Origin of the sequence: Pseudomonas parasichuanensis (assembly GCF_021601385.1) — a bacterium.
Classification (GTDB): domain Bacteria; phylum Pseudomonadota; class Gammaproteobacteria; order Pseudomonadales; family Pseudomonadaceae; genus Aquipseudomonas; species Aquipseudomonas parasichuanensis.
In genome coordinates, this window is record NZ_BQHO01000023.1 from 50,035 (window position 1) to 76,216 (window position 26,182).

Sequence of the window (26,182 nt, forward strand, 5' to 3'; positions counted from 1 at the left end):
TAAAAAGCCCGAGCATTGTCTCGGGCTTTTTTTCGGATGCGTCCTACAGGAATTTAAGATTTTTCGTTCATATAACAGATAATTCTGCACGTTAACCAGATGCAACTTTAATCAGGTGCTCTTTGTGGCGGCTATTCATGGTTTTTATGTTTCGGTCTGTCACCTTGTTGGCGGAAAACCGTAGATTTTGCGCCGCAGAGCCCGGTAGCTGCGGGGTGTGGCTTGGCCTGTGACAATGACGGGGATATTACCGTCCCGTTATCTTTCGTTGTTTTAGGAAATTTCCTTCAAAGTCGGGGTTATATTCATCTGCCAAACTCTGCTTTTCGATCTGAATTCGATCAGGAAAGTGGAGTGATCACATGAACAATACCCATGACCAGGCCATGCACTTTGTTTATCAACAAGTGTTGCAACGTATCTTCGAGCATCTGAACCAGGCGCAGCGCGCTTCGATTCAGCTGTTGATGCAGCGATTGTTGGTGATTGGGGGTGGCCATACACAGATCGCTGGCCTGCGTCTGGTGCTGTTGCACGGGGGCGACCAGCGCAGCGCCCATATACTGGCCTACCTGCGCGCGGCGCAATTGAGCATCGCCATTCGCCATCACGCGACCTTTCGCCTGCGTGTAGTCGTTGCCAGGTTGCCCGGGTTGGACCGCGCGACGCTGGCCAGCCATGAGCGCTGCTTCAGTGCCTTGTTCCTCCATGACGACCCGCGGGTCGAGCTGCTGCTAAGTGACGGCCAGCGCCTGGCGCCTTTTGTTGCCAGCGAATTCAATGGAGTCGGGCAGTTAGGCGAGGCCGGCAAGACCTGGCTGCTGTACGGTCATCTGTGTAGTGGGCAGCCCGATGCTTTGCTCGGCGGCCAGTCCTACCTGGGGCTGGCAGAGGGGTTGAGCCAGACACTGGCCGATGCGGACCTTGAAGGTGGCGTCGATGCCCTGGTCACGGTGGTGCCGGCCAGGCAGCGCCGTCGCCTGTTGGGCTGGGCCCGGCGCTGCCTGGGCATGGCCCGCGATGCTGCGCCACCGGTCTTGCCGCAGTGTGCACGTGCGCTGGCGCAGCAACTGGCACAACTGCGCTACAGGCTGGCCGACCCTGTGCAGCCCGGCGAAGCGGCACCGCTATCCCAGGCTGCGCGCCCCCTGCGTGTGGTCGCGGTTGACGACCTGCTGCAGCTGGACGATGGCGCTTCGCTCGAACGCATGCTGGGCCGCCGGGAGGTGCTGGCGTGTCAGCTGCAGGGGCCGGCGGGGCTGTTTGATCCGCTGGCGCTGGCGCATCTGCACGGGCTGCGTGGGCAGTATGTAAGCCTGCTTGGCTATCGCGAGGGCGTACAAGGTTTGTTGCACAGGCTCGGTCAGAGCCAGATGGCCTGGACAGAGGAATACGCCTCGCAGGCCCAGGCCAGTTTCGCCCAGGCCTATGGGGTGACCGAAGAGCAACTGGTCTGCCTGCTGCTCACGCCGTTCGAGGCGCGGGGGCGCAACCTTGAGCGTTATGTACAGCGTTGTCACCCCCGCATGCGGGTGGCGTTGCCGTACCTGCACCGAGCACTGCAGGGGCGCCCTTGCCCGGCTGCGGTAAGCCAGTGGCTGGTGGATGTCAGCGGGTTGGAGTTGGCGCAGCTGCGGGCGCTGTACGCCGGTACGTTGCCACCGCAGGTTTACCTGCAGGCGCAGGTGTTGGCGCGGCGTGACCTGTGGCTGCGGATGCTGCCGCGCCCGATAGAAGAGGTGGCTTACCCGCAGCGCCACCGCCGAGGATGACGCCGATGTTCATGGCCTGGGCAAGAGTTTGTGCGGCATGAATTGGTGAGCCGTCGAGAACAGCCGATTGAAGGTCAGTAGCACCGCGCATACGGTCCCCAACGCTGATGCCGCGGCGATCAGGAACATGATCACGATCTGGTAGCGCACGGCCTCCGCAGGGCTTTGCCCGGCGAGGATCTGGCCGGTCATCATGCCCGGGAGGCTGACGATGCCAACCACGGTCATCTGGTTCAGGGTGGGCATCATGCCGGCCTTTACCGCTTGGGCGGCGGCGGCCCGTGCGGCCTCCCAGCGGGTGCCGCCCAGGGCCAGGATCATCTCGACCACGGCGCGGTTGGTACTGAGCTCACGGGTCATGCGGTCAATGCCCAGGGACACCGCTGTCAGGGTGTTGCCGAGGATCATGCCGAGGATCGGAATGGCGTACTGGGGCTCGTACCAGGGGCGGATCCGCAGCACCACGAACAGGCCGACGGCCGTGACCAGCCAGGAGCTCAGCCAGACGGACACGACGCTGTCGGTGAGCAGGCCCTGATGGCGGTGCCCGCCACGCCCTGCGGCCGCATGCCCTGCCACCAGGGTCATGGCCAGCACCAAGGGCAGCACCACATACCATTGGGCAAAGCGGAACACCCAGCCCAGCACGTAGCCAATGGCCAGCAGCTGCACCACGGTGCGCACGGCAGCCAGAAGCAATTGACGCTCCAACTGCAGCTTCAACAGCAGCGACAGCACGCCGTTGATCAGTATCAGCGTCGAGGCGATGGCCAGGTCGGCATAGGACAGGCTCTGGTAGTTCATGTGCGGTACCCGGCAAGCAGGGTGCCTTGTTGCATCGTCAGCTGGCGGCTACTCATCCTTTGTGCCTGCGCGTGATCGTGTGAAACCCAGATGTAGGCGCGGGCCTGGCTCTGGGCATTGAACCAGTTCATCACCAACGCCTCCACGGCGGCTGCCGAGTGCGGGTCGAGAGCGGACGTGGGCTCATCGAACAGGATGACCTGCGGTTGCATCAGCAGCACGCGAATCAAGGCAACGATTTGCGCTTCTCCGCCTGACAGTTCAATGGCCGGTTTGTCGATGAAGCCTTGCGGCTTGCCGGCCAGGCTCAAAAGCTCATTCGCCGCTTCAAGGTCGAAGGTGCGCGGGCGCAGGGCTTTCAAGTTAAACGGCAACTGCAGGTTATCCCTGACGCTACCGTCTACGAGCGCCGCACGTTGGCCCAGGTAGCACACGCATGAGCGGTAGCGCGTCATGGTTTGGGCCGTGACGGGGCTGCCCCTCCAGATGATTTCACCGCTGCTGGGCGCGTCGAGCAGCGCCAGCAAACGCAGGAATACACTTTTGCCGGCGCCGGAGTTGCCGCTGAGCGCCACGCGCTCACCGGCGAACAGGCTGAAGTCGGCAGGTGCAAGCAAGGCCGCCTGCCCAGTGGCATTCGTTCGCCCCAGTTGCCTGGCTTCGACCAGCGCCGGCGTGTGCTCGGAGGGGGAAGGGCGTGATGACACAGGGCGTTCTCGCACGAGTTGGGTGTGCGAGGCAGTGTGTCAGAGCCCGCCATCGACAACCAGCGCCGGTACTCAGGCCCACCTAAGTTTTCATCCGTAAGGTCCCTCCCTGAAATCACAACCGGATCCGAGGAGGGAGCCGCGATGAACGCACCGAGCTCAGGTTGGCTCAACAAAGTCCCGGAAGTGACGCTGTCCTTCTGGATCATCAAGATCATGTCCACCACCGTTGGCGAAACCTTCGCCGACTTTCTCGCCGTCGATGTCGGCTGGGGGCTGGGCATTACCAGTGTGGTGATGGCCCTGCTGTTGACCGCCGCGCTGGCCCTGCAACTGCGCAAGCGTGAGTACGAGCCCTGGATCTACTGGCTGAGCGTGGTGCTGGTGAGCATCCTCGGCACCCAGATCACCGACATCCTGACCGATGTACTGGACGTCAGCCTCTACACCAGCACGGCGGTGTTCTCGCTGTTGCTGGTGTGCAACTTCGCGGTTTGGTACGCAATGGAGCGCAACCTTTCCATTCGCGAGATCGTCACCCCGCGCCGCGAGTTGTTCTACTGGACAACGGTGCTGTGCACCTTCGCCCTGGGCACGGCCGGTGGTGACCTGGCCACCGAGGCCCTGGGCCTTGGCTTCGGTATCGGCACGCTGATTTTCGGTGCCTTGATCGGCGTATGCCTGCTGGCCTGGCGCATGGGGGCCAACACCGTGCTGGTGTTCTGGATCACCTACATCCTGACCCGTCCGCTGGGCGCATCCTTGGGCGACCTGTTGACCCAGTCCCGCGAATACGGCGGCCTCGGCATGGGCGCCACCTGGACCAGTGCGATGTTCCTCTGCGTGATTTTCATCCTGGTCGGCGTTGCCCAGCTCGGCGCCATCCAGTCCAAACGACTTGCTCCCTAGAAACGAGGTATTCCCATGATCTGCAAACGCATGCTGTCCACCACCCTGGCCATCGCCTGCCTGGCCACGGTACTGGGTGCCACCCAGGGCTGCTCCAAGGCCGATGATCCGCAACAGGCCAGCGCCGGGGTACATGCGCCCAGCAAGTTGGGCGACCTGAGCGTGTTCCGTGGCATCGCCCAGGATGTCGCAGCCAAGGTCGACGCCCAGGACCTGCCCGGCGCCAAGGCGCGGATCAAGGACCTGGAGAAAGCCTGGGACGATGCCGAGGCCGGTATCAAGCCCCGCGCCGCCAGTGACTGGCACTTGCTGGACAAGGCCATCGACCGCTCGCTCGACGCCTTGCGTGCCGGCCAACCGGCCCAGGCCGACTGCAAGGCCGCGATGCAAGACCTGTTGAAAACCTTCGACAGCCTGCAGGGGCCGCGACAGGGCTGATCCAGTGGGGGAGCGCCAGGCTTCCGGTTCGCCACCGGGACGGCTATCGTTCCCTCACTCGCCTCACCTAGGGAATCGCGATGCGAATATTGTTGGTCGAGGACGACAGCATGATCGCGCAGGCGCTGCATTCGGCACTGGAAGCGGCAGGTTACGCCGTTGATTGGGTCGACAACGGCTTGACTGCCGAATCGGCCTTGCGCACGCAAACTTATGATCAGGTCCTGCTCGATCTTGGGCTGCCGGGGCAGGATGGCCTGCAACTGTTGCAGCACCTGCGCGCCGCGGACAACCCGGTGCCGCTGCTGATCATCACCGCCCGCCCCGGGCTGGATGACCGCTTGCGCGGGCTGGACGGCGGTGCCGACGATTTTTTGCAAAAACCCTTCGAGATGGCCGAATTGTTGGCCAGGATGCGCGCGGTCATGCGCCGTAAAGGCGGGCGCGCCGCCCCGGAGCTGGGCAATGGCACCGTCAGCCTGGACCCCGCCTCAAAATGTGCGCGGGTGCTCGATCAGCCAGCCGTGCAACTGTCCAACCGCGAATTCACCTTGCTGCAGGCATTGCTGGTCAGGCCTGGGGCGATCCTCTCCCGTGCCGAGCTGGAAGACCGCCTTTACGGCTGGGGCAACGAGGTCGAGAGCAACGCCGTGGAGTTTCTGATCCACGCCCTGCGGCGCAAGTTGGGCAAGGATGTGATCCGCAATGTCAGGGGGTTGGGATGGATGGTCTCAAAAGGCGCCTGAGCCATTCGCTGCAACTGCGCCTGTCGCTGGCGCTGTCGGTGGCGATCCTGCTGGTGGCGACCCTGACTGGCATTTTCAGCTACGTCTCGGCCTACGATGAAGCGTTGGAGTTCCAGGACAACAGCCTGCGCCAGGTGGCGGCGTTGTATCTGCGCCAGGGCATGGGGTTCCACTATGCTGGCAGCCAGCCAGCTGTGGTGGAGGATGACGAGGAAACCCGTATCGTCATTCAGTACCTGGCTGACGGTAACAGCGCCAGCCACGGCGATGACAGCCGGCTGCCGTTGCCCATACCCGTCACGGTGGCCGATGGCCTGTCGACCGTGGCGGTGGGGGACGAGCCCTTTCGTGTGCTGGTAGGCAAGGATGGCGCCGGTGCCCGTTTCGTCGTGGCCCAGGAAATCGGCAGCCGCAACCGTGATGCGCGGGAAAGCGCCTGGCGCGCGTTGCTGCCGTTCGCCATTCTGTTCCCGGTCCTGTTGCTGGTGGTTGCCGACCTGATCCGTAAATTGTTCAGGCCTGTTGCGACCCTGGCGGCGATGCTCGACAGCAGGGAAGACCAGGACCTGCGCCCGATCGATGACCAGGCGTTGGCCAGTGAGATTCGCCCGTTCGTGCAGGCGATCAACCGTCTGCTCGAGCGTGTCGCACGCACGCTGGAAGGGCAGCAGCGCTTCGTCGCCGATGCCGCCCACGAACTTCGCACGCCGCTGACGGCCCTGTCGCTGCAGGCCGAGGGGCTCGAGGCCGAGCCCATGTCCGTACGTGCCAAGGCCCAGCTGATGCAACTGCGTCGGGGGATTGGCAGGAGCCGTAAGCTTGTCGAGCAGTTATTGGCGTTGGCGGGCGCCCAGCTTGGTGCGCAACCTGCCGGCAGTGTGTCGCTGCACGGGGTATGCCGATTGGTATTGGAGGACCTGATGCCGCTGGCAGAGCTCAAGCACCTGGATATCGGCATAGAAGGCGAGGATGTTCACCTGGCTATCCGCGAAGTCGAACTGCGCGCGGTGATCAAGAACCTTGTGGAAAATGCCATTCGCCATGCGCCGCCAGGAGGGCATGTCGATGTGCAGATGGTGAGGACCCAAGGCGGTGTTGAGCTTTGTGTACGCGACGATGGCCCCGGCATATCCCCGCAGGAGTGGGAGCGGGTGTTCGATCCGTTCTATCGCGGTCAGGGCAATCAGGAGGACGGCTCCGGGTTGGGCTTGTCCATCGTGCGGACCATCGTTCAGCGCACAGGCGGGTCCATCGATGTAGGTTTCGTAGATGTCATCCTGCGCCGTGGCTGGCAGGTACGTTTGCGCTGGCCTGTGTGAGAAATGTCTGCGCGTTGCTGGCGGATGGCCACTGACCCGCTAGAGTATCGATAGCACTTTCTCAAACCTGGACAAGGACTGTCTGCCCATGCTCGCTACTTTCAGCTTTTTACAACCCCCCCCCCCGTGCCAACCGTTCTCGCGGTGCAATGACCGCTTGCGCTGTATTGCTCATTGCCCCCACCGACCTGCTTGGCAAACGAGCCCGGCATAAATATTCCCACTAGATTTTTTTAACAAGTTTTTCATCTTGGGAACTTTATAACGATGGCCGTGCGCCCCTAGGGGTATTTGTGTCGTGCCTGATTCTATGTTCGGTTACCGCCTTTTGTTTCTGATGCTGTTCATGGCGTCGATCATGACCTGGGTCTTTCTGTGGCTGGTGGGTTATATCCGCCACCATCCGCTGACACGTGCACACCCTGGTAATCCAGGCATGGTTGCGGCAACCGGTCTGGCTCTGGTGCTGGGCTGCGCGGTGCTGGACTTTATGCGGCTTGCCGAACGCAACACCTTGTTGTTCGCATTATCCAGCATCGGCCTGGTCATTCCGTGGGGCACGGTGCTGATCAATAAATGCCATGCACTTATTTGTAGGCAAAAACTTACAACACATCATTAAATCGACAGTGCCAAGCTGTTTTGGAGTAGTGGGTTCATGAACAAGGAAAGTGTACTTTCCCAGGTTTTGTCGCGGCTAAAAAAGGGTGTAAACCCATTGTTTGCCATTGCCTTGGTCGCACTCTGGATGACCGTGGTGGTCAACGCGGTGTTCTGGTCCACCGTGTGGCGGGCGATCGATGGCTTCGACAACGGTAATCCGCTGTTTCTGATCAGCCTGCCGCTGTTCGTGTTCGCCTGGCATTTCATCATTCTGTGGGCGCTGTGCTGGGGGCGGCTGTTGCGCCCGGTGCTGGCGGTGCTGATCGTTGTCGCCTCGGCGGCCAGCTACTTCATCGCCCGTTACGGCATTGTCATCGACGCCTCGATGCTGATGAACATGCTGCAGACGGACACCGCCGAGGCCATGGACCTGCTCAGCCCCGGCCTGGTGTTCTGGCTGCTGGCGACCGGTGTCTTGCCGGTGCTGGTGCTCTGGCGTCTGCCGCTGGCCCGGCCGCGCTGGCGCAAGCAGGCCCTCTGGCGCCTGGGCAGCCTGGCGATGGTGCTGGCCATGGTCGGGGTGATCCTGGCAACCCAGTACCAGTCGTATGCCTCGCTGCTGCGCAACAACCGTGAAGTGCGCCTGATCCTGGTGCCCTCGAATGTGCTGGGCGCGGTGCACAGCTACGCCAAGCACGCCCTGGACGAGCCCGAAGCCTTCGTTCAGGTGGGCCTTGATGCACATCAGCGTGCCGACGCCGGCGTGGGCGGGCGCAACAAGCTGCTGGTCGTGGTGGTGGGCGAAACCGCCAGGGCCATGAACTTCTCGCTCAATGGCTATGAGCGGGACACCAACCCTGAACTGGCCCGTCGCGACGTGCTGAGTTTCACCGATGTCAGCTCCTGCGGCACCGCCACGGCAGTTTCCGTGCCCTGCATGTTCCAGGACCTGGGGCGCAAGGACTGGAAGAACTCGTACGCAAACCACCGCGAAGGGCTGCTGGACGTGCTGCAGCGTGCAGGCGTTTCCGTGTTGTGGCGCGACAACAACTCCGGCTGCAAAGGGGCCTGTGATCGCGTGCCGAACGAGGACCTGTCCCATGCCGGCATCGCCCAGGCATGCAACACCAGCGAGTGCTTCGATGAAGTGCTGCTGTCGGGCCTGCAGGCCTACCTCGATGAGCGCACCGGCAATACCGTGGTCGTGCTGCACATGAAGGGCAGCCATGGCCCGGCCTACTACAAGCGTTACCCGGCGGCCTTCGAACGCTTCACGCCGGTGTGCCGCGACAACCAGCTCGACCAGTGCGACGACCAGGCGATCCGCAACGCCTACGACAACACCTTGCTCTACACCGACCATGTGCTGGGCCAGGTGATCGATGTGCTCAAGCGCAACGCCAACCGCTTCGACAGCGCGATGCTGTACGTGTCCGACCACGGCGAATCGCTGGGGGAGAAGGGCGTTTACCTGCATGGCCTGCCGTACGCCATGGCGCCCAAGGAGCAGACGCATGTGCCGATGGTGCTGTGGATGTCGCAGCAACTGGCCGCCAGGCGGGGTGTGTCCATGGGCTGCATGGCGCAGCGCAGCGGGGCTGAATTGTCCCATGACAACCTGTTCCACTCGGTGCTGGGGCTGATGGATGTGCAAACGTCGATCTACCAGCAGTCGCTGGACATGTTCCAGCCGTGCCAGCCCGGGCAGCTTGCCGGGGAGCTGCCAGCGCTGGGTTCGGTAGCTGAACACTAGGGCGGTTTGCGAACGGGCGGCAAGGTCATGAAAGCCTTGTCGTCACTGTTCTGAGGGGGGCGCTAAGTGTTACCCAGTATATGTAACTAAACATATGTAACTTAATTTGTGACATATAAAGTTACTTGGCGTAAATTTTGTAAATGAACTTTGTTCAATAATGCATCGCAAATAGGATTGCGCATCATTTCTCAGGTGATGGCAATCAAATGGCAAGCACTCCAACAACAACCCGCCGCGCGGAATCTCCACATCTTTACACGGCGCTCGGTCTGGCCCTGGCATCCTGCTCGACCGCGAGCCTGGCGCAAACCGCCGAGGCCGGCAAAACCAAGCCGGACTCGATCCTTGAACTGGATGCGACCGATGTAAAAGGTGTGCATCAGGCCGAGACGTTCAAAGTGGATGAAATGTCGTCGCCGAAGTTCACCGCACCGCTGCGCGAAGTGCCCAAGTCGATCACCATCATCAACGAAGCCCTGATCAAGGAGCGCGGCGCCACCTCGCTCACCGACGTGTTGCGCACCACCCCCGGCATTACCCTGGGCGCAGGCGAGGGCGGTACGCCACTGGGCGACCGGCCGTTCATCCGCGGCTTCGAAGCCAGTACCGATATCCAGATCGACGGTCTGCGCGACCTTGGCCGCATGTCCCACGAGGCGTTCAACGTCGAGTCGGTCGAGATCGTCAAGGGGCCGGGCTCGGCCTACAACGGCAGGGGCTCCACCGGGGGCTCGATCAACCTGGTGAGCAAGGCCGCCAAGGCCGAGGATTTCATCGCCGGCAGCGTCACGATGGGTACCGACCAGCTGTGGCGCAATACCCTGGACATCAACCAGTACCTGCCTGAGCAGGACCTGGCGTTTCGCCTGAACGCCATGAAGCACGAAGCCGATACTCCCGGCCGCGATGACGTCGAGGTCAAGCGCTGGGGCATCGCCCCGACCATCACCTGGGGCCTGCAGGGCCCGACGCGGGTCACGGCCAGCTACTACCACCAGGAAACCGACGACATTCCCGACCAGGGCCACCCGATTTCGTTGATCACCAACAAGCCTGTGAACGTCGACCGGGACAACTTCTACGGGCTGGTTGACCGTGACTTCCGCAAGACCTCCGCCGACCTGGCCACCCTGCTGATCGAACACGAGTTCACCCCAGAGCTGACCGTGCGCAACACCCTGCGCGGTGGGCGCAGCATGCAGAACTACGTGATGAGCCGCCCGGTGTTCGCCAACGTCGCGCAGGAGCAGGACGGCCTGGTAGGCCGGGGTTTCCGCCCGCGCAACGTAGTCAACACCTCGGTGCTCAACCAGACCGACCTGTTCGGCAGCTTCCATACCGGCGGCATCAAGCACAGCTATTCCGCCGGCCTGGAAGTCAGCCGCGAGACCATTACCGACAAGGACAAGCACGCTGGCAACAACGGCCGACCGGGTGACCTGTACAACCCCAATCCGCACGATGGCGGCTGGACCTTGCTGCCAGGGACGGGGCTTGTGACCAGCAAGTACCAGACCGAGGTCAAGTCGCTGCACGCCTTCGATACCCTGGCGCTGCATGAGCAGTGGGACCTGAACCTGGGGCTGCGTTATGACGACTACGACGTCAAGAACCGGGTAGAGGGCGGCGCCTCGTCTTCGAGCGAGCTGTGGAACTACCAGGTGGGCGTGGTGTTCAAGCCGATGCCCAACGGCAGCATCTACCTGTCCTACGGCACCTCGTCCAACCCCTCGGGCGAGAACACCCAGTCCGGCGGCGCCGACGGTGCCGGGGCCGGCAACCTCAATGGCAACAAGGCCAACCTCGACCCGGAAAAGTCGCGCAGCATCGAGCTGGGGACCAAGTGGGACGTGTTCAACGAACAGCTGTCGCTGACCGCTGCGGTGTTCCGTACCGAGAAGACCAACGCCCGGGTGACCGACCCGATCACCGGGCTGGTGGCCCTGGACGGCGACCAGCGCGTGACCGGCATCGAGTTCGGCGTGACCGGCCGCATCACCGACGCCTGGGCGGTCTGGGGCGGCTACACCTACCTGGATGCCGAAGTGGTCAAGTCGGGCGGCGATGGCAGCAACGACGGTAACCGCTCCAAGTTCATCGCGCCGAACAGCTTCAGCCTGTGGTCGTCCTATGACCTGGATGATCGATGGACCGTGGGCGCGGGGGCCAACTACATGGACCAGCGCTACATGAACGATGCCAACACCGTCAGCATCGATGACTACTGGCGCTACGACGCGATGCTGGCCTACAAGCTCAACAAGAACCTGGACCTGCAGTTGAACGTACTCAACCTGACCGACGAGACCATCTACGATGCCTCGCACGTCGGCCTGTTCGCCACGGTCGCACCTGGGCGCTCGGCGGAGCTGACCGCCAACTTCAGGTTCTGACCTCGGCTGCATTGGCAGCAATACCCTCAAGGCGCCCGGTTGTAGACCATCGGGCGCCTCTGTTTTCGGGCCTTGCATTGTGGTCTGGGTGTCACTTAGCATTGCTAACAATTCTCAGTTACATAAAAAGAATCGCCCAATGCGCGAAGCCCAGCCCGCACAAAACCATCACCTGGCTACTGTCGAAGCGCTGTACATCGACCATCACGGATGGTTGTACAACCGCTTGCGGCGGCGCCTGGGCAACGCGATGGATGCAGCGGACCTGGCGCAGGACACCTTCGCGCGCATCCTGGCGTCCAAGGTCACGGTGTTCAACGAGCCCCGCGCGTACTTGAATTGCGTCGCCGGTGGCATCCTCGCCAACTGGTGCAAGCGCAAGTCACTGGAGCGGGCGTACTTGGCCGCGCTGGAGCAGCTGCCAGCCCCCGAGGCGCCGTCGCCGGAAACGCGCTTGGTGATCCTGGAAACCCTGCATGAAATCGATGCGATGCTCGACACCTTGCCGGCACTGGTCAGGCGGGCGTTCCTGCTGTCGCAGCTGGCCGGGATGAAGTACGAGGACATCGCCGGGCAGCTCGGCGTCTCGCTGATTACCGTCAAGCGCTACATGAAGCAGGCATTTCTCCAGTGCCTGAAGTTGGTTGACTGAATGAGCGCCGAACATCCCCGCGTCGAGCCTGACCCCGAAGCACTGGCGGAGGCTGCCGAGTGGCTGATGTGCCTGAGCGACAGCGAAGTCACGCCAGGGCAGAAGGCTGAATGGGTGGCCTGGCGCAGCAGCAGTGCCGAACGTGAGCAGGCCTGGGCGCGTGCCGAATTGCTGATGGGTAAGCTGGGTGGCCTGCCGCCGGCACTGTCGATGTCGGCGCTGGATCGCCCAAGCGATCCGGGCCGGCGCCAGGCAATTACCCGCCTCGCAGTCTTGCTGGCCCTGGCTCCTGCCAGCTGGGCCGGTTGGCGTATGTACGAGCAGGCGGGATGGGCGGCGGACTATCGCTCGGCGGTTGGCCAGCGTCGCGATGTCACACTCGCCGACGGCACTCAGCTGATCCTCAATACCGACTCCGCCGTTGATGTGCGTTTTGATGGCAACGAGCGTTTCATCCGCCTGTACCGCGGGGAGATGCTGGTGCAGACCGCGCCGGATATCGTCGTCCCGCCGCGGCCACTGCGGGTAGGGACCGGGGAAGGGATGATGCAGGCGTTGGGCACACGGTTCACCGTGCGTGAACGGGCAGGGCGCACCTATCTTGCGGTGCTTGAAGGGGCTGTGCGGGTGCAGCCGGCCAGCGCCGGGCAGGGGCTGGCCCGGGTCGTGACGGCTGGCGAGCAGGCCGATTTCGATGGCCAGGCAGTGGGCCCGAGCCAGGTGCTGGACAGCGCCGGCACGCTCTGGACCCAAGGCATGCTGTTGGCCGACAACATGCGCCTGGACGAGCTGGCGGGTGAGTTGGCGCGCTACCAGCGCGGGTTCATCCGCTGTGACCGGCAGATCGGCGGCTTGCGGGTGTCGGGTGCGTTTCCGATCAGTGACAGGGGCCGCACATTGGGCATGCTGCAGGCGACTTATGGGCTGGAGGTCGAAGAGCGCATGGGCGGGTATTGGACGTTGATTTCTGCGCGGTAGGGCGGTGGGGCTGCAAGGTGTTCGACGTTGGATGTTCTGCGCCTATGAGATCGAGCGCCGCCCGCGCGGCGCATCGCTGGCAAGCCAGCTCCCACATTTGTTTCGGGCCAGTTACTCCTGGCCTATCTCCACTGTCCGCCTTGTTGGCATGACGCGGTATTGAAGTGGGCACCCCTGGCGCCCCACCTGACTTAAGACATGCACCAAGGCGGGCAGCGGTACCCTCACAGGCATGATTGGCCCGAAACAGATGTGGGAGCTGGCTTGCCAGCGATGCGCCGCGCGGGCGGCGCTCGATTTCATGAGCGCTGCAAACCTTCAGTCCTGCCCATGGCCCTCAAATACAAAAGGGATGTGTTTCAAACCGCCCCAGGAAAATCTTTAAACCCAAGCTGATACTTTTCCCCATCTCGATTGGCAACAGGAGTGAACCCCTCCTTATCCGGTCACAAGGACCCTCCTGTCATGCCTGTTGCAAGCCGTCCCCACGCTGAGCGTGCGCTCGCCACCGCAGTCCGTAACGCCCTGTTGAGCCTGGCCCTGGTGGCCGGCGCCGCAGGCACCCAGGTGGCACTCGGCCAAGCCGAAAGCGCCGTGGCCACCCAGGCCTATGCCATCAGCCCTGGCCCGCTGGGCCGCGTGCTGTCCAGCTTTGCCGTGGCGTCGGGGATCGCCTTGTCGTTCGAACCGGCGCTGACCGACGGCTTGCACAGCGCCGGCCTTGACGGCAGCTACTCGCTGCAGGATGGCGCCGCCCGCTTGCTGGCCGGCAGCGGCCTTGAGCTGGTGGCCCTGGGCAACGGCAACTACACCCTGGTCAAGCTGGCGCAGCAAGGCGATGGCCTGACGCTCGCCGCCACCAACATCGAAGCCAACAGCCTGCGCCACGACAGCTTGCCGGAAGCCTTTGCCGGCGGCCAGGTGGCCCGCGGCGGCCGGCTGGGGATGCTGGGCAACAAGGACGTGATGGACACCCCCTTCAGCGTCACCAGCTACACCGCCAAGACCCTCGCCGACCTGCAGACGGTGACTGTGGCCGACGCCCTGGAGCGCGACCCGTCGGTGCGCTCCACCGGGCAGACCGGCGGCATTGTCGACTCGTTCTTCATCCGTGGCTTTCCGGTGGGCGAGGGCAACCTGGGCGAGCTGGCCTTTGACGGCGTCTACGGCGTTGCGCCCAACTACCGGGTATTCACCGAGTACGCCGAGCGGGTCGAGGTGCTCAAGGGGCCCGGTGCACTGATGTACGGCATCTCGCCCAACAGCGGTGTCGGCGGCGTGATCAACATCGTGCCCAAGCGCGCCCTGGCCGAGGACCTGACGCGCTTCACTGCCAGCTACAGCTCGGACAGCCAGGCCGGTGGTCACCTCGACATCAGCCGTCGCTTCGGCGAAGAAAAGCAGTGGGGCGTGCGCTTCAACGGCAGTCTGGCCCAAGGTGACACGGCCATCGACAACCAGCAGCGCGCCCTGGATATCGGTGCCATCGCCCTGGACTACAAAGGCGAGCGTCTGCGCCTGAACCTCGACTTCATCAGCCAGAAAGAAAAATGGGACGCCGCATCGCGACCCTTCACCGTAGCCCCAGGTATCGACGTGCCTTCGGCTGCCAATGGGCGCACCAACCTGCCGCAGGACTGGGGCTGGTCCAGCACCCGCGAGCAGTCCGCTTTGCTCGGCGGCGAATACGACCTGAATGATTCCTTGACGGTCTTTGCCCATGCCGGCGGCGGCAAAGCCGATGTGAAGCGCATGTCCGACCAGGTGCCAAGAATCCTCAACGAGGCCGGCGATACCAGCAATATCCCCGGTTACTACAAGTTCAACGTCGACCGCTCCACCGCCGATGTGGGCCTGCGTGGTTTGTTCGAGACAGGCCCGGTGAACCACACCGTGACGATCATGGCCACCCGTTATCAGGACGAGATGTCCCGCGGCATCAACAATGGCACGGCCATCCTGTCGAACATCTACCACCCGGTCGATGTGCCCAAGCAGCACATCAATGCGCCCAAGGTGCTGCGCATTTCCGAGTCCGAGCTGACCGGCCTGGCCGTGACCGACACCCTGGCGGTGCTGGATGACCGGCTGCAACTGACCCTGGGCGTGCGCCGCCAGGACATCGAATCGCGCAACTACAACGCGGCCGGCGCGGTGTCGTCGCGTTATGACGACAGCGCCACCACACCAGTGGTCGGGGTAGTGGTCAAACCGTGGGAAAACGTTTCGCTCTACTACAACTACGTCGAGGGGCTGAGCAAGGGCGACATCGCGCCCGCTACCGCGGCCAACGCCGGTGAAGCCTTCGCACCCTATACCAGCAAGCAGCATGAGCTGGGGGTGAAGTTCGAACGCGACAGCTTCATGACCACACTGGCGCTGTTCCAGATCGAGAAGCCCAGCGGCGAGCTGGGCGCCGGCAACCAGTTCTCGGTACAGGCAGAGCAACGCAACCGTGGCGTCGAGCTGAGCCTGTTCGGCGAAGTCAGCCCGGGTGTGCGCCTGATGGGCGGCGTGACTGGGATGGACGGCAAGCTGACCGACTCGGCCACCGCCGCCAACAAAGGCAACAAGCCGGTGGGCGTGCCTGAACTGCAGGCCAACCTGTGGGGCGAGTGGGATACCCCATGGATCGAAGGCTTCACCCTGACCGGTGGCACGATCTACACCGCCAGCCAGTACATCAACCAGGCCAACACCCAGGAACTCGACGCCTGGACTCGGTTCGATGTCGGCGGCCGCTACACCACCCGTATCGACGGTCGCCCGACCACCCTCCGGGCAACGGTGCAGAACGTGTTCGACCGCGAGTACTGGTCTGGCGTCGCCTCCTATGGCGCGATCTCGCCCGGTTACCCGCGCACCCTGCAACTCTCTGCCACGGTGGATTTCTGAGCCGGCGGCGAGCCGGTCTCAGGGCTTGTCGAACCTGTAGAACAGGTTCGGCTCGCTGACCACATACAGGTTGCCGTCGCTGTCCATGGTCATGCCCTCCGGCTGTGGTGCATCGTGGGCCAGGCCACCGAACGCCGCGCGCAACGAGCGGATGCTGACGAAACCCCCGTCGCCGTCGAGCTCGGTGATGTTCTTCGACTGGTCACTGAGCACCAGCAGGTGGCCGGTCACAGGGTCGTAGTAGCCGTCGGACAGGTCGGTGGCGAACACGCTGCGTTTGACCCAGCTGCGCCGGTCGCTGACGGTGAGCTGCAGTGGTCCGCCGTTCAGCGCCTTGAGCAGGCCGGTGACCTCGAACAGTTGGCGCGGCTCACGTTCCTTGATTGCGTACAGGCGGTCGTGAACGGCGTCATAGGTGACGCCCTCGAAGCCCTTGTTGCGCAGGGTCGGGTTGATGTCCAGGGTGATCCACTGGGCTTGGCTGGCGTTGATCGGCTGTGGGTGGTCGGGCAGGGTGATCACGTCCAGCCGTTGCAGGGTTTCATCGGCGATCGCCAGGCGGCCATTGCCCAGGTAAGTGAGGCCTTCGGTGTCCTGGAAGCCCAGCAACGGGTAACGGGCCTGGATGTCGCCGCTTTTGCTCAGCTCCAGCAGCTCCATGGGCACACCGTTGGTGATGGCCAGCAGCCGGTCGCGGTCGTAGTCGTAGGTGATGCCGGACAGGTTGTTCAGGCTCTGTTCCACCACCTTGGCATCGATCGCCACCCGGTAGGCCGGCAGCCAGACGTTCTTACCCGGTGCGGTGTCGCCGGTCCAGCGGTTGCTCAGGTGGGCGTAGACCTGCTGGGGCCAGAACGAACGGGCGGCCTCGATGCCGGTCAGGCTGATGCCCACCAGCAGCGTCAGGCCACCGACCTGGCTCCAGCGGTTCAAGCGTTTCCACCAATGCCGGCGTTGCAGTGGCAGGGTCTGGGCGGTCATTTGCGTGGGCTCTCCTGAGCGGCTTGCAGATTCCCGGGCCTACCGCCCCAGGCAAATTGGTAGACCTGTTTGGGGGTGGCCGGCTGGCATTGGCCGGTGTCGGCATCGGCACCCACCACATACCACTCGGCGCGCGAGGTATCGCCCAGCTTGCGCGCCTTGTCGGCACTGAAGCAGCGGCCCAGCTCGGTCGCCGGCAGCAGGGCGAATGCGCCAGGGTGCTGGCGCAACCAGTAGGCGGCATTGTCGGCAGAGGAGTGGCTGCCGAAACCGAAGTGCACGATCGGCTGGCGGGCGAACAGCCAGTGCCCTTCGCGCCAGTTGACCAGCACCAGTTCGGCGCCGCCGGTGGCGCGGGCGGCATCGGCCATCAGGGTTTCGTGGGGGTTGCGGCCCTCCTTGATCGGCTCGACCAGGCCGCGCACGAACCACAGGCAGAACCACACCATGGCGACCACGGTGAATACCTTGCGCCAGGCCGGCCGGCGCTGGAACCAGCGTTTGAGCAGCCAGGGCAGCAGCGGCGCGATGGCCAGCACCAGGCCGGGCAGCGCCGGGAAGATATAGAGCTTGCGCTTGCCGCTGCTGAGGCTGAAGAACAACAGCACCAGTGCCACCCAGCCGAGCAGTACCAGCAAGCGCCCGTCATGCTTGAGCAGTTGCCGACGCCAGGCCGGTACCAGCCAGGGCAGCGCAAGCACCAGCGGCAGCCAGTACTTGGGGATGACCTTGGCGAAGAAGTACCAGAACGGCTCGCGGTGGTCCCAGGCATTGGCATAGCGGTTGGCGGTCTGGCGCAGCAGGATTTCTTTCAGGTACGCAAGCTCCGCCGCGCCGCCACCCTGGGCGATGGTCAGCAGCAGGGGCAGCAGCCACACCGCGCAACCGGCCAGCAGCCACAGCAGCCCCAGGCTCCAGCGCCAGCCCTGGCCGGGCATGGCCACCACGCCCCGCCAGCGCCGGTGCACCGCCCAGGCATAGGGCAGCAGCATCAGCGCCGGGACAAAGCCCACGCCTTTGCTGATGATGCCCAGGCCCATGGCCGCGCAGCCGGCATAGAACCAGCCCCAGGCCGGACCCAGCAGCAGGTGGCGAATCAAGCCGTAGAAACCCAGCGCGACCCACAGGGCGAGGAAACTGTCGATCTGCCCGGTGCGCAGGATGCTGTAGCTTTGGTAAGTGGCCAGGAACAGCAGGGCGGCGATGCAGCCGACGCGCTTGTTCCACAGGCGCCGGCCCAGGTCATACAGCACCGCGGTGGTGGTGGCTGCCGAGAGCAGGCCGGGCAGGTACAGGGCGACCTTGGGCAAGCCGGTCAGGGTACTGAACAAGGCCACCGTCCACATGAACAGGGGTGGCTTGTCGCCGTAGATTTCGGCGGCACGGTGGGGGATGAACCAGTTGCCGCTCTGCAGCATTTCCAGTGCGACGCCGAGAAAGCGTTCCTCGTCGACGTTCATCGGCTGGCGCCAGCCGATGCCGGCACCGACCAGCAGCAGCGACAGGGCGACCAGCGCCAGGCATTGGGCTCTGGGGGTTGTGAACCTGGGCAAGGGCTATTCCTTCTGCTCTTTGAACCGGGCGATCAACTGCAAATTGCGCAGGTAGACCAGGAAACCGAAGGACTGGCCGATGATGAACACCGGGTCCTGGCGGTAGATGGCATAGATCAGCAGCAAGGCGCTGCCGAGCATGCTCAGGTACCAGAAGCCCACCGGGATCACGCTGCGGCGTTTGTACTCGCTGTACAGCCACTGCAACACGAAACGGCCGGTGAACACGGCCTGGCCGGCGAAGCCGACGATCAGCCAGAGGGTTTCCCGGGTCATCCTTCGAGCTCCTGCGGGCGGGTGTCCAGGCGGGTGCGGCGGATCAGCCACCAGACCCCGGCCAGGTCGAGAATGCCGACCAGGGCGCGATCCAGGTTGCCGTACTTGGACGTGCCGGCATGGCGTGGCCGGTGGTTCACCGGGTGCACCAGCATGCGGCCGTTGTGGCGCAGGATCAGCGCCGGGATGTAGCGGTGCATGTGGTCGAAGTAGGGCAGGCGCAAGAAGGCGGCGCGTTCGATCAGCTTCAGCCCGCAACCGGTGTCCGGGGTGGCATCCTTGAGCAGGCGGCTGCGCAGGCCGTTGGCGAAGCGCGAGGCCCAGCGCTTGCTGGCGGTGTCGCGGCGATTGACCCGGTGCCCGGCCACCAGCTTGATGCCGCCGGCCAGGTCTTCGCTGGCACGCACCAGGGCGAGCATGCCGGGGATATCCGCCGGGTCGTTCTGGCCATCGCCGTCCAGGGTGGCCAGCCAGCGGCCACGGGCCGCCTGGGCGGCGTGCCAGAGCGAAGTGCTCTGGCCCAGGGAGCGTTCATGGTGAAGGATGCGCAGTTGTTCAAAGCCCTGGGTACGCAGCTGTTGCAGCACGACCAGGGTCGGGTCGCTGCTGCCGTCATCCACTACCAGCACTTCGTAGCGCTCGCCTTGCAGCGCGTTGCGGATTTCCGCCAGCAGCGCCGGCAGGTTTTCGGCTTCGTTCTTCGCCGGAATCAGTACCGAAAGGTCAAGCTGTTCAGTCATCGGGCCTACCTGTGTTCTTGTTGTGAGTACGTGGATCAGATCCGGTAGAAGTCCCGGTACCAGCTGACGAATTGGCTGACGCCCTGTTCGATCGAAACCCTGGGGGTGTAATCGATCCACTGCGCCAAAGAAGCAATGTCTGCCCAGGTTTCATGCACATCACCGTCCTGCAACGGCAGGTAATTGCGGGTTGCCTGGATGCCCAGAGCCTGCTCCAGGCACTCGACGAAGTGCAGCAACCTGACCGGTTGGCCGCGGCCGATGTTGAACAGCTGGCAGGGCGGTTGCCCCTCGGCCGGCCGGGGCGGTTTGCCGCGCAGGCGCTGGATGCTTTCGACGATGTCGTCGATGTAGGTGAAGTCCCGTGCCATCCGCCCGTGGTTGTAGACTTCGATGGGCCGGCCTTCGAGCATGGCCTGGGTGAACTTGAACAACGCCATGTCCGGGCGGCCCCAGGGGCCATAGACGGTGAAGAAGCGCAGGCCGGTGGCGGGGATGCGGTACAGGTGCGCGTAGCTGTGCGCCATCAGCTCATTGGCGCGCTTGCTCGCGGCGTACAGCGAGACCGGTTGTTCCACCGGGTCCTCGACGCTGAACGGCAGCTTGGCGTTGGCGCCATACACCGAACTGCTGGAGGCATAGATCAGGTGGCCGGTGGGGTATCGGCGGCAGGCTTCGAGCACGTTGAGAAAACCGACCAGGTTCGCCTGGCCATAGGCCCCGGGGTTGTCCAGCGAATAGCGCACCCCAGCCTGGGCCGCCAGGTGGATCACCTCGCTGAAGGGCTGCTTGGCAAACAGTTGGAGCAAGGCGTCCGGCTCAGCGATGTCCAGGCTCTGGAAGCGGAAGTTCGGCCACCGGGCCAGCTGTTGCAGGCGCGCCTGCTTGAGCTCGACGCTGTAATAGCCGTTGAGGTTGTCGATGCCGACAACCTCCAGCCCTTCCTGGCACAGACGCTGAGCCAGGTGAAAGCCGATGAAGCCAGCAACGCCGGTGATCAGTACGGGCATGGCGGCTGCACCTGGCCACGGCCGATGCCGTAGTACGTCAGGCCGGCGGCGGCCATGTGCTCGGGCTCGAACAGGTTGCGCCCGTCGAACACCACCCGGTCGCTCAGCAACTGCGGCACCTCGTCCAGGTTCAACACCCGGTAGTCCTGCCACTCGGTGACGATCACCAGGGCGTCGGCGCCCTGCAGCGCATCGTCCTTGCAGGGCACCAGTTGCAGGTCGGCCCGCTCGCCGTAATGCCGCTGGATTTCCTCCATGGCCTGCGGGTCGTGGGCCTGCACCCGGGCACCTGCGGCCCACAGGGCTTCGAGCAGGACCCGGCTGGAGGCCTCGCGAATGTCATTGGTATTGGGTTTGAACGACAGCCCCCACAGCGCGAAGACCTTGCCGCGCAGGCCATCGGGGTAGTGCCGGGCGATCTTGGCGAACAGCCGGTTCTTCTGCCGCGCGTTCACCGACTCGACCGCGCGCAGCAGTTGCGGCTCGAAGCCTTCGGCTTCGGCGCATTTGCTCAGGGCCTGCAGGTCCTTGGGGAAGCACGAGCCGCCAAAGCCGCAGCCAGGGTAGATGAAGTCGTAGCCGATGCGCGGGTCCGAGCCGATGCCACGGCGGACCATCTCGATATCCGCGCCCAGGTGCTCGGCCAGGTTGGCCATTTCATTGATGAAGGAGATCTTCGTCGCCAGCATGCAGTTGGCGGCGTACTTGGTCAGCTCGGCGCTGCGCGCATCCATGACCATGAGTTTTTCCCGGTTGCGGCTGAATGGCAGGTACAACTCGCGCAGCAGCTCGAGCTCGGCCGGCCCGGCGCCGCCGATGATGATGCGCTCCGGGCGCATGCAGTCGTCGACCGCCGAACCTTCCTTGAGAAATTCCGGGTTGCTGATCACCCGATACTGCTCGGCATTGGCGACCGCCTGGCGGATGCGTGCCTTGATGCGGTCGACCGTGCCGACCGGCGCGGTGGACTTGTTGACGATGACCTTGGGGCCGTCGGCATGTTCAAGGATGTTGTCGACCACCGCGAACACGTGCCGCAGGTCAGCGCTGCCGTCGGCCAGGGGCGGGGTGCCGACCGCGATGAACTGCAGTTGCGCGAAGTGGCTCGCCAGGCGGGCGTCGGTGGTAAAGCTCAATCGGCCGCACGCCAGGTTCTTCTCCAGCAGCGCTGGCAGACCGGGCTCGAACAGCGGGCAGTGCCCCTGGCTCAGGGCGGCGACCCGTTCGGCGTCCACATCCATGCACAGCACCGAATGCCCCACCTGGGCCAGGCAGACTGCCTGGGTGAGGCCAACGTAACCCGTACCGAAAACCGTAACCTTCATCTAGCGACTCCATGATCGAATCTGGGCAGGCCGTGCACAAGGCAGCGCACGGCGTGAAGGCGCCCCGATCCTTGGTGAGCAAGCTGAAAATAGATGTCACAGTTCTGTTTAAAAATTGTTAACGCTCCTGAGGGCGGGCGCGGATCAGGCTGCATCCCGAATAAACCTTCGCAGCGCCGCGCAGTCAGTTTGAGTAAGGGCCCGGATAACCCAGGGCCAGGGAGGTGGCTGATGAAACTCGTCTGCCTGTTGCGTGGCTGCGTTTGGCGCAGCCAACTGGCCCGTGAAATCGCCGGGCTTCAATGCCAGTGCTGCGAACGCTGTGGTGCGCTGCGTTACCGCCAGCCCGGCCAACCTTTGCACGCGTAGGAGCCGACCATGCCCCGGGCAATCTGGAAAGGTGCGATCAGCTTTGGCCTCGTACACATCCCCGTCTCCCTCAACACCGCCGTGCGCACCGAGCGCGTGGATTTCGACTGGCTGGACAAACGCAGCATGGAGCCGGTGGGTTACAAGCGGGTGAACAAGGTCACCGGCCAGGAGATCGACAAGCAGAACATCGTCAAGGGCGTGGAGTATGAAAAGGGCCGCTATGTGGTGATCAGCGAGGAGGACATTCGCAAGGCCCGGCCTGAGGCGACCCAGACCATCGAGATCTTCTCCTTCGTCGATGCCGGAGAAATCCCGCTGCAACAGTTCGACACCCCTTACTACCTGAGCCCCGACCGTCGTGGCGGCAAGGTCTACGCCTTGTTGCGCGAGACGCTGCGCAGCACTGGCAAGGTGGCCCTGGCCACCGTGGTGCTGCATACCCGCCAGCACCTCGTGCTGCTGCGCCCCCTGGAGGATGCACTGGTGATGATCACCTTGCGCTGGCCCGACGAAGTGCGCGGGCTGGATGCGCTGGAGCTGGACAAGAGCGTGACCGACTGCAAGCTCGACAAGCGCGAGCTGGACATGGCCAGGCGCCTGGTGCAGGACATGAGCGGGCCATGGTCGCCCGAGCAATACCATGATGCGTTTCGCCAGACCATCCTCGACCTGGTGGAGGAAAAGGCCAGCAAGGGCAAGATCGAGACCGTGGACAAAGGCGAGGGCGCGTCGGCGCAGAAGGGCGCGGACATCATCGACCTTACCGAGCTGCTCAAGCGTAGCCTCGGCGGCAAGGCCAAGGCGAAGAAACCGGCGACCAAGCGGCCGCGCAAGGCCTCATAGCCAGCCCCCCAGACCGCTAGGGTAGCTGCGCCTCCAGCCCCCTCAGGTAATCCCCGAAACCCTGGCGAACGCGGCTGTCCCGCCGGCTGCTGGTAGCCACACTGTGCGCCGCAGTCCAGACGATCTGCGCGCCACTGGCCTCGAGGGCAAGCACCAGTTGCACATCTTCATGGGCGGGCAATGGCTGGAATCCGCCGACCCGTTCATAGGCCTTCGCGCACACGCCGAGGTTGGCGCCATGGATGTGCCGGTGCCCCTCCCGGGCCTGGTATAGGCTTTGGTACAGCTGGCGCAGGGCGGCGCTCTGCCAGCGCTCGATGTGCACCGTGCCGCAGACCGCATCGGCATGCCACTGCAGCTGCGATACCAGCCAGTGCCCAGGCACGCGGCTGTCGGCATCGGTGAAGGCCAGCCACTGCGCGCCGCGCTCGATCATCCACGCCGCGCCCAGGCGCCGGGCGAGGCCGACGTTGCCGGCCTGCAGCGCCAGGGTATGCACGCCATGGCGTTGGGCGATGCGCGCGCTGGCATCGACGCAGCGATCGAGCACCACCAGCACCTCGACCGCCAGGCCCGTCGCCTCGGCGCGTGCCACCGCCACCTTGACGGCCGCCAGGCAGCGCCCGAGGCGGCGGGCCTCGTTATGGGCGGGAATGATGACGGCAATCATCGGCAGGTCTCGTCCAGGTTCACGGCATTGGGCTGGCACGACCAGTATTCGAGCAGGAAGTCCGCCTCCTCGTGGCGCAGCAGTGGGTACAGCGGCAGGTGCCGGGCCAACAGCGCATGCACCTGGCGGCCATCCTGCGGGCAGCCGTCGATGGGATGACGCCAGTGGCAGGCGAGCAGGCCGCCGTCATGGGCCAGGCTGGCCACCGATTGCTCGATCACCCCCAGCCAGTCGGTAGGGGCCAGGTAGTAGCCGATCTCGCTGAGCACGATCAGGTCGAACTGCCCGCCTGGCCAATGGCCCGGCAGGCGCCCCTGTTCGACGCGGGCATGGCTCACGCCTGCAAGGCGCTGGCGCGCCAGCGCCACGGCGGTGGCATCGATGTCCTGGCACAGCAGGCCGGCACAGCGCTCGGCCAGCGCGATGCTCAACTCGCCATTGGCGCAGGCCGGCTCGAACACGCGCTCGTAGCGCTGGCGAGGCAGGCAGGCCAGGGTCAGGTCGCGCTTGCGCCGTTCATACCAGCGCGTGCGAAAGGCCCATGGGTCATCGCTTTCGGCATACAGATCGGCGAAATGCTGCGCGTCGAGGCTCATGGCGGCTCCATTTACAGGAAGATCAGTTCGAAGGGTTGCAGCAGGCAGGTCTGCAACTGTTCGGGGAGCACGGGGGGACGATCACCATCGGGCTGCAGCTGGCTGGCATGGGCGGCCAGCGCTTCGCGCTTGCGCGCCAGGCGCGATTCGTCGAGCGGCAAGCGATGTGCCTGCGGCCAGGGCAGCCGCGGGTCGTCGGCTGCGGCCCAATGCCAGGCCCACACCGGCACCTCGGCCAGCTGCGCGCGGCGCGACTGGGCTGCCCGGGCGCTGGCGCGGCCGGCCGCCTCGTGATCGCAGTGGCCGTCGCCGCGCCAGGTGGTCAGCAGCAGGTCGTCGGGCTGCAGCAACTGTTCCAGGTGGGTGACCAGGAAGGCTTCATCGCGGGGCAGGGCGCCGTCCTTGAGGTTGAGCCGTCGCCAGTCGAGCCGGTTGAGGTCCAGCCCCAGCAGTTGCAAGGCATGGCGGCTCTCCAGCGGGCGCTGATGGCGAAGGCGGTGTTCGGTCCACTGGGTGGAGTGCGGGTGGCTGGCCTCGCCGTTGGTGGCGGAAATCAGCACCAGGTCCTGTTCACGGCCAGCAAAGTTCGCCAACAAGCCGCCGGCCATGAGGATCTCGTCGTCCGGATGGGGCGCCAGCAGCACCAGGCGCCTGCCGGGCGGGCACAGTTGTGCTGGTGTCAGCCAGGTGGCACGGGCCAGGTGCGCGGACTGTTGCCAGGCGCTCCACGGCGTTCCCGTAGCGGCCTGTATCAGGTTCGGTTTCATAATTGCCATGCTCCCTCCGGCATGCCGGTCAGTTGCCTGCCGAGCTCGGCCAGGTCGCGCTCGGCATGGCTCTGGCGCAGGTACACCGGCAGGTCGGCGCTGAGCCGGGCGAAATGGCTGCTGCGACAGAACGGCGTGGCGCCCAGCGCCCGGCCGACATGCTGGATGACCTGCTCGACCGCCTGCTCGACCTGGGCGCGAGTGCGCCGTACCTGGAAACTGGCGTCGCCGTGCGGGTGGCGGTCGATCCACGCGGCGCATTCGCGAAGGGCCGCGCGGGCGCCGTACAACGCGGCATCGACCGCGCCCAGGTGCGCATCGGCGTGCGGGTCGGGCCGCGGTTTGCGGCACTGTTCGCGCAGGTAGCCCGCCAGGGCCTCGGCGGCGCCATACCAGCAGGCCGCGATGCCTGCGCCGCCTTGCCAGAAGCCTGGGCGAGAGAGGTACTCGCCCGGTGCACCGATGGCCAGCCCCGGCGAGTTGTCGAACGCGATGGCGACACTGGTGGTAGCGGCCATGCCGACGGCCTGCCAGTGGTCGGCCTGGATGCGCTGGCCGGGATGGGGCAGCTCGATGGCCACCAGTTGAGGCTGGTCGTCCTCCCAGGCGGTCAGCAGCGCGCGGTCGATCTGCAACGCACCGGAGCACCAGGCCTTGCGGCCTTGCAGGCGAACCTGCTGGCCGACCCGCTCGACGATGCGGGTGCGGGCATCCGGTGGCTCGGCGGCCCACACCCCCCAGATCCCTGCGCAGGCAACGTGGGCGGCGCCGCATTCGGCCAGGATCGCCAAGGCGTCGGTGTGCCCCTCGTAGAGCTTGGCCAGGCTCAGGTCGCAGGCGGCCACTCGGGCCAGGGTCTTCCAGCGTTCGAGCGTGTGGCCCTGGCCTGGCAGGGGCAGCAGGTCGAGGTGGCCGGCCTGCAGTGCTTGCAGAAGCTTCGGCAACAGGGTGTCGAGGTCGATGGCCTGCGGTCGCGTAGCGAAACTGCGCAACAGGTGGTCAAGGTGGGGCAGGTCGATGTCCTGGATGATGCTCATGGGCGAGGCGCTCCTAGAACCGTGGCGGGTGAATGCAGAG

General features: G+C 64.4%; 25 protein-coding genes. 13 read left to right on the forward strand and 12 right to left on the reverse strand.

Going from position 1 to position 26,182, the window contains the following annotated elements; translation table 11 throughout:
* Positions 1–362: 362 nt before the first annotated feature.
* Positions 363–1,772 carry a hypothetical protein gene (locus L6D77_RS18190; RefSeq protein ID WP_232884558.1) on the forward strand — a complete coding sequence of 470 codons (1,410 nt, stop codon included), beginning with the start codon at positions 363–365 and terminating at the stop codon, positions 1,770–1,772.
* Positions 1,773–1,781: 9 nt separating this feature from the next.
* Here L6D77_RS18190 and L6D77_RS18195 read toward each other — a convergent pair whose 3' ends face one another.
* Both L6D77_RS18195 and L6D77_RS18200 read right to left on the reverse strand, forming a co-directional pair.
* Entirely contained in the window at positions 1,782–2,576 is a 795-nt protein-coding gene (locus tag L6D77_RS18195; protein ID WP_232884557.1) for an ABC transporter permease, read from the reverse strand.
* Positions 2,573–3,193 carry an ABC transporter ATP-binding protein gene (locus L6D77_RS18200; RefSeq protein ID WP_232884556.1) on the reverse strand — a complete coding sequence of 207 codons (621 nt, stop codon included), beginning with the start codon at positions 3,191–3,193 and terminating at the stop codon, positions 2,573–2,575. Before L6D77_RS18200 ends, L6D77_RS18195 begins: the two co-directional genes overlap by 4 nt.
* Before the next feature lie 234 nt (positions 3,194–3,427).
* On the opposite strand from L6D77_RS18200, the gene L6D77_RS18205 reads away from it, so the two are divergent.
* The 10 genes from L6D77_RS18205 to L6D77_RS18250 all read left to right on the forward strand — a co-directional run bounded on the left by L6D77_RS18205 (position 3,428) and on the right by L6D77_RS18250 (position 15,972).
* Positions 3,428–4,192 carry a COG4705 family protein gene (locus L6D77_RS18205; protein ID WP_232884555.1) on the forward strand — a complete coding sequence of 255 codons (765 nt, stop codon included), beginning with the start codon at positions 3,428–3,430 and terminating at the stop codon, positions 4,190–4,192.
* A gap of 15 nt (positions 4,193–4,207) precedes the next feature.
* Complete coding sequence (locus L6D77_RS18210) at positions 4,208–4,630, forward strand: hypothetical protein (protein WP_232884554.1); 423 nt, start codon at positions 4,208–4,210, stop codon at positions 4,628–4,630.
* An 80-nt stretch (positions 4,631–4,710) separates the two neighbouring features.
* Complete coding sequence (locus L6D77_RS18215; RefSeq protein ID WP_232884553.1) at positions 4,711–5,376, forward strand: response regulator; 666 nt, start codon at positions 4,711–4,713, stop codon at positions 5,374–5,376.
* Positions 5,352–6,695 (forward strand): ATP-binding protein, encoded by a 1,344-nt coding sequence (locus L6D77_RS18220; protein ID WP_232884552.1) that lies wholly within the window; start codon positions 5,352–5,354, stop codon positions 6,693–6,695. Before L6D77_RS18215 ends, L6D77_RS18220 begins: the two co-directional genes overlap by 25 nt.
* A 298-nt stretch (positions 6,696–6,993) precedes the next feature.
* Positions 6,994–7,317: a hypothetical protein gene (locus L6D77_RS18225; RefSeq protein ID WP_232884551.1), complete on the forward strand. Its 324-nt coding sequence runs from the start codon at positions 6,994–6,996 to the stop codon at positions 7,315–7,317.
* A gap of 36 nt (positions 7,318–7,353) precedes the next feature.
* Entirely contained in the window at positions 7,354–9,051 is a 1,698-nt protein-coding gene (locus tag L6D77_RS18230; protein ID WP_232884550.1) for a phosphoethanolamine transferase, read from the forward strand.
* 209 nt (positions 9,052–9,260) lie between these two features.
* On the forward strand, positions 9,261–11,447 hold the full coding sequence (locus L6D77_RS18235; RefSeq protein ID WP_232884549.1) for a TonB-dependent receptor: 2,187 nt from the start codon (positions 9,261–9,263) through the stop codon (positions 11,445–11,447).
* Between the two features lie 139 nt (positions 11,448–11,586).
* Complete coding sequence (locus L6D77_RS18240; RefSeq protein WP_232884548.1) at positions 11,587–12,099, forward strand: sigma-70 family RNA polymerase sigma factor; 513 nt, start codon at positions 11,587–11,589, stop codon at positions 12,097–12,099.
* Positions 12,100–13,077 (forward strand): FecR domain-containing protein, encoded by a 978-nt coding sequence (locus L6D77_RS18245; protein WP_232884547.1) that lies wholly within the window; start codon positions 12,100–12,102, stop codon positions 13,075–13,077.
* Positions 13,078–13,542: 465 nt separating this feature from the next.
* Entirely contained in the window at positions 13,543–15,972 is a 2,430-nt protein-coding gene (locus tag L6D77_RS18250) for a TonB-dependent receptor (RefSeq protein WP_232884546.1), read from the forward strand.
* 18 nt (positions 15,973–15,990) lie between these two features.
* Here L6D77_RS18250 and L6D77_RS18255 read toward each other — a convergent pair whose 3' ends face one another.
* From L6D77_RS18255 to L6D77_RS18280, 6 genes are read right to left on the reverse strand one after another with little or no spacing between them, the layout of a single operon-like run.
* Complete coding sequence (locus L6D77_RS18255) at positions 15,991–16,953, reverse strand: SdiA-regulated domain-containing protein (RefSeq protein WP_232884545.1); 963 nt, start codon at positions 16,951–16,953, stop codon at positions 15,991–15,993.
* Positions 16,950–18,506 carry an ArnT family glycosyltransferase gene (locus tag L6D77_RS18260; RefSeq protein WP_232884544.1) on the reverse strand — a complete coding sequence of 519 codons (1,557 nt, stop codon included), beginning with the start codon at positions 18,504–18,506 and terminating at the stop codon, positions 16,950–16,952. Before L6D77_RS18260 ends, L6D77_RS18255 begins: the two co-directional genes overlap by 4 nt.
* Before the next feature lie 3 nt (positions 18,507–18,509).
* Positions 18,510–18,782, reverse strand: coding sequence for a lipid-A-disaccharide synthase N-terminal domain-containing protein (locus L6D77_RS18265; protein WP_232884543.1), 273 nt, complete (start codon positions 18,780–18,782; stop codon positions 18,510–18,512).
* On the reverse strand, positions 18,779–19,522 hold the full coding sequence (locus L6D77_RS18270) for a glycosyltransferase family 2 protein (RefSeq protein WP_232884542.1): 744 nt from the start codon (positions 19,520–19,522) through the stop codon (positions 18,779–18,781). The genes L6D77_RS18265 and L6D77_RS18270 overlap by 4 nt, the downstream gene beginning before the upstream one ends.
* A 35-nt stretch (positions 19,523–19,557) precedes the next feature.
* Positions 19,558–20,532, reverse strand: coding sequence for an NAD-dependent epimerase (locus L6D77_RS18275; RefSeq protein WP_232884541.1), 975 nt, complete (start codon positions 20,530–20,532; stop codon positions 19,558–19,560).
* Complete coding sequence (locus L6D77_RS18280) at positions 20,520–21,857, reverse strand: UDP-glucose dehydrogenase family protein (RefSeq protein WP_232884540.1); 1,338 nt, start codon at positions 21,855–21,857, stop codon at positions 20,520–20,522. Before L6D77_RS18280 ends, L6D77_RS18275 begins: the two co-directional genes overlap by 13 nt.
* Positions 21,858–22,088: 231 nt before the next feature.
* Here L6D77_RS18280 and L6D77_RS18285 point away from each other — a divergent pair, with 231 nt between their 5' ends.
* Positions 22,089–22,226 (forward strand): PSPA7_2676 family Cys-rich small protein, encoded by a 138-nt coding sequence (locus tag L6D77_RS18285; RefSeq protein WP_232884539.1) that lies wholly within the window; start codon positions 22,089–22,091, stop codon positions 22,224–22,226.
* Between the two features lie 9 nt (positions 22,227–22,235).
* Complete coding sequence (ku, locus tag L6D77_RS18290) at positions 22,236–23,072, forward strand: non-homologous end joining protein Ku (protein WP_232884538.1); 837 nt, start codon at positions 22,236–22,238, stop codon at positions 23,070–23,072.
* 16 nt (positions 23,073–23,088) lie between these two features.
* Here ku and L6D77_RS18295 read toward each other — a convergent pair whose 3' ends face one another.
* From L6D77_RS18295 to L6D77_RS18310, 4 genes are read right to left on the reverse strand one after another with little or no spacing between them, the layout of a single operon-like run.
* Positions 23,089–23,742 carry a glycosyltransferase gene (locus L6D77_RS18295; protein WP_232884537.1) on the reverse strand — a complete coding sequence of 218 codons (654 nt, stop codon included), beginning with the start codon at positions 23,740–23,742 and terminating at the stop codon, positions 23,089–23,091.
* Entirely contained in the window at positions 23,739–24,338 is a 600-nt protein-coding gene (locus L6D77_RS18300) for an SAM-dependent methyltransferase (RefSeq protein WP_232884536.1), read from the reverse strand. The genes L6D77_RS18295 and L6D77_RS18300 overlap by 4 nt, the downstream gene beginning before the upstream one ends.
* A gap of 11 nt (positions 24,339–24,349) precedes the next feature.
* Complete coding sequence (locus tag L6D77_RS18305; RefSeq protein WP_232884600.1) at positions 24,350–25,105, reverse strand: PIG-L deacetylase family protein; 756 nt, start codon at positions 25,103–25,105, stop codon at positions 24,350–24,352.
* The gene (locus tag L6D77_RS18310; protein ID WP_232884535.1) at positions 25,102–26,142 is read right to left on the reverse strand and encodes an acyl-CoA dehydrogenase family protein; all 1,041 of its coding nucleotides are present in this window, start codon (positions 26,140–26,142) and stop codon (positions 25,102–25,104) included. The genes L6D77_RS18305 and L6D77_RS18310 overlap by 4 nt, the downstream gene beginning before the upstream one ends.
* Between the last annotated feature and the right edge of the window lie 40 nt (positions 26,143–26,182).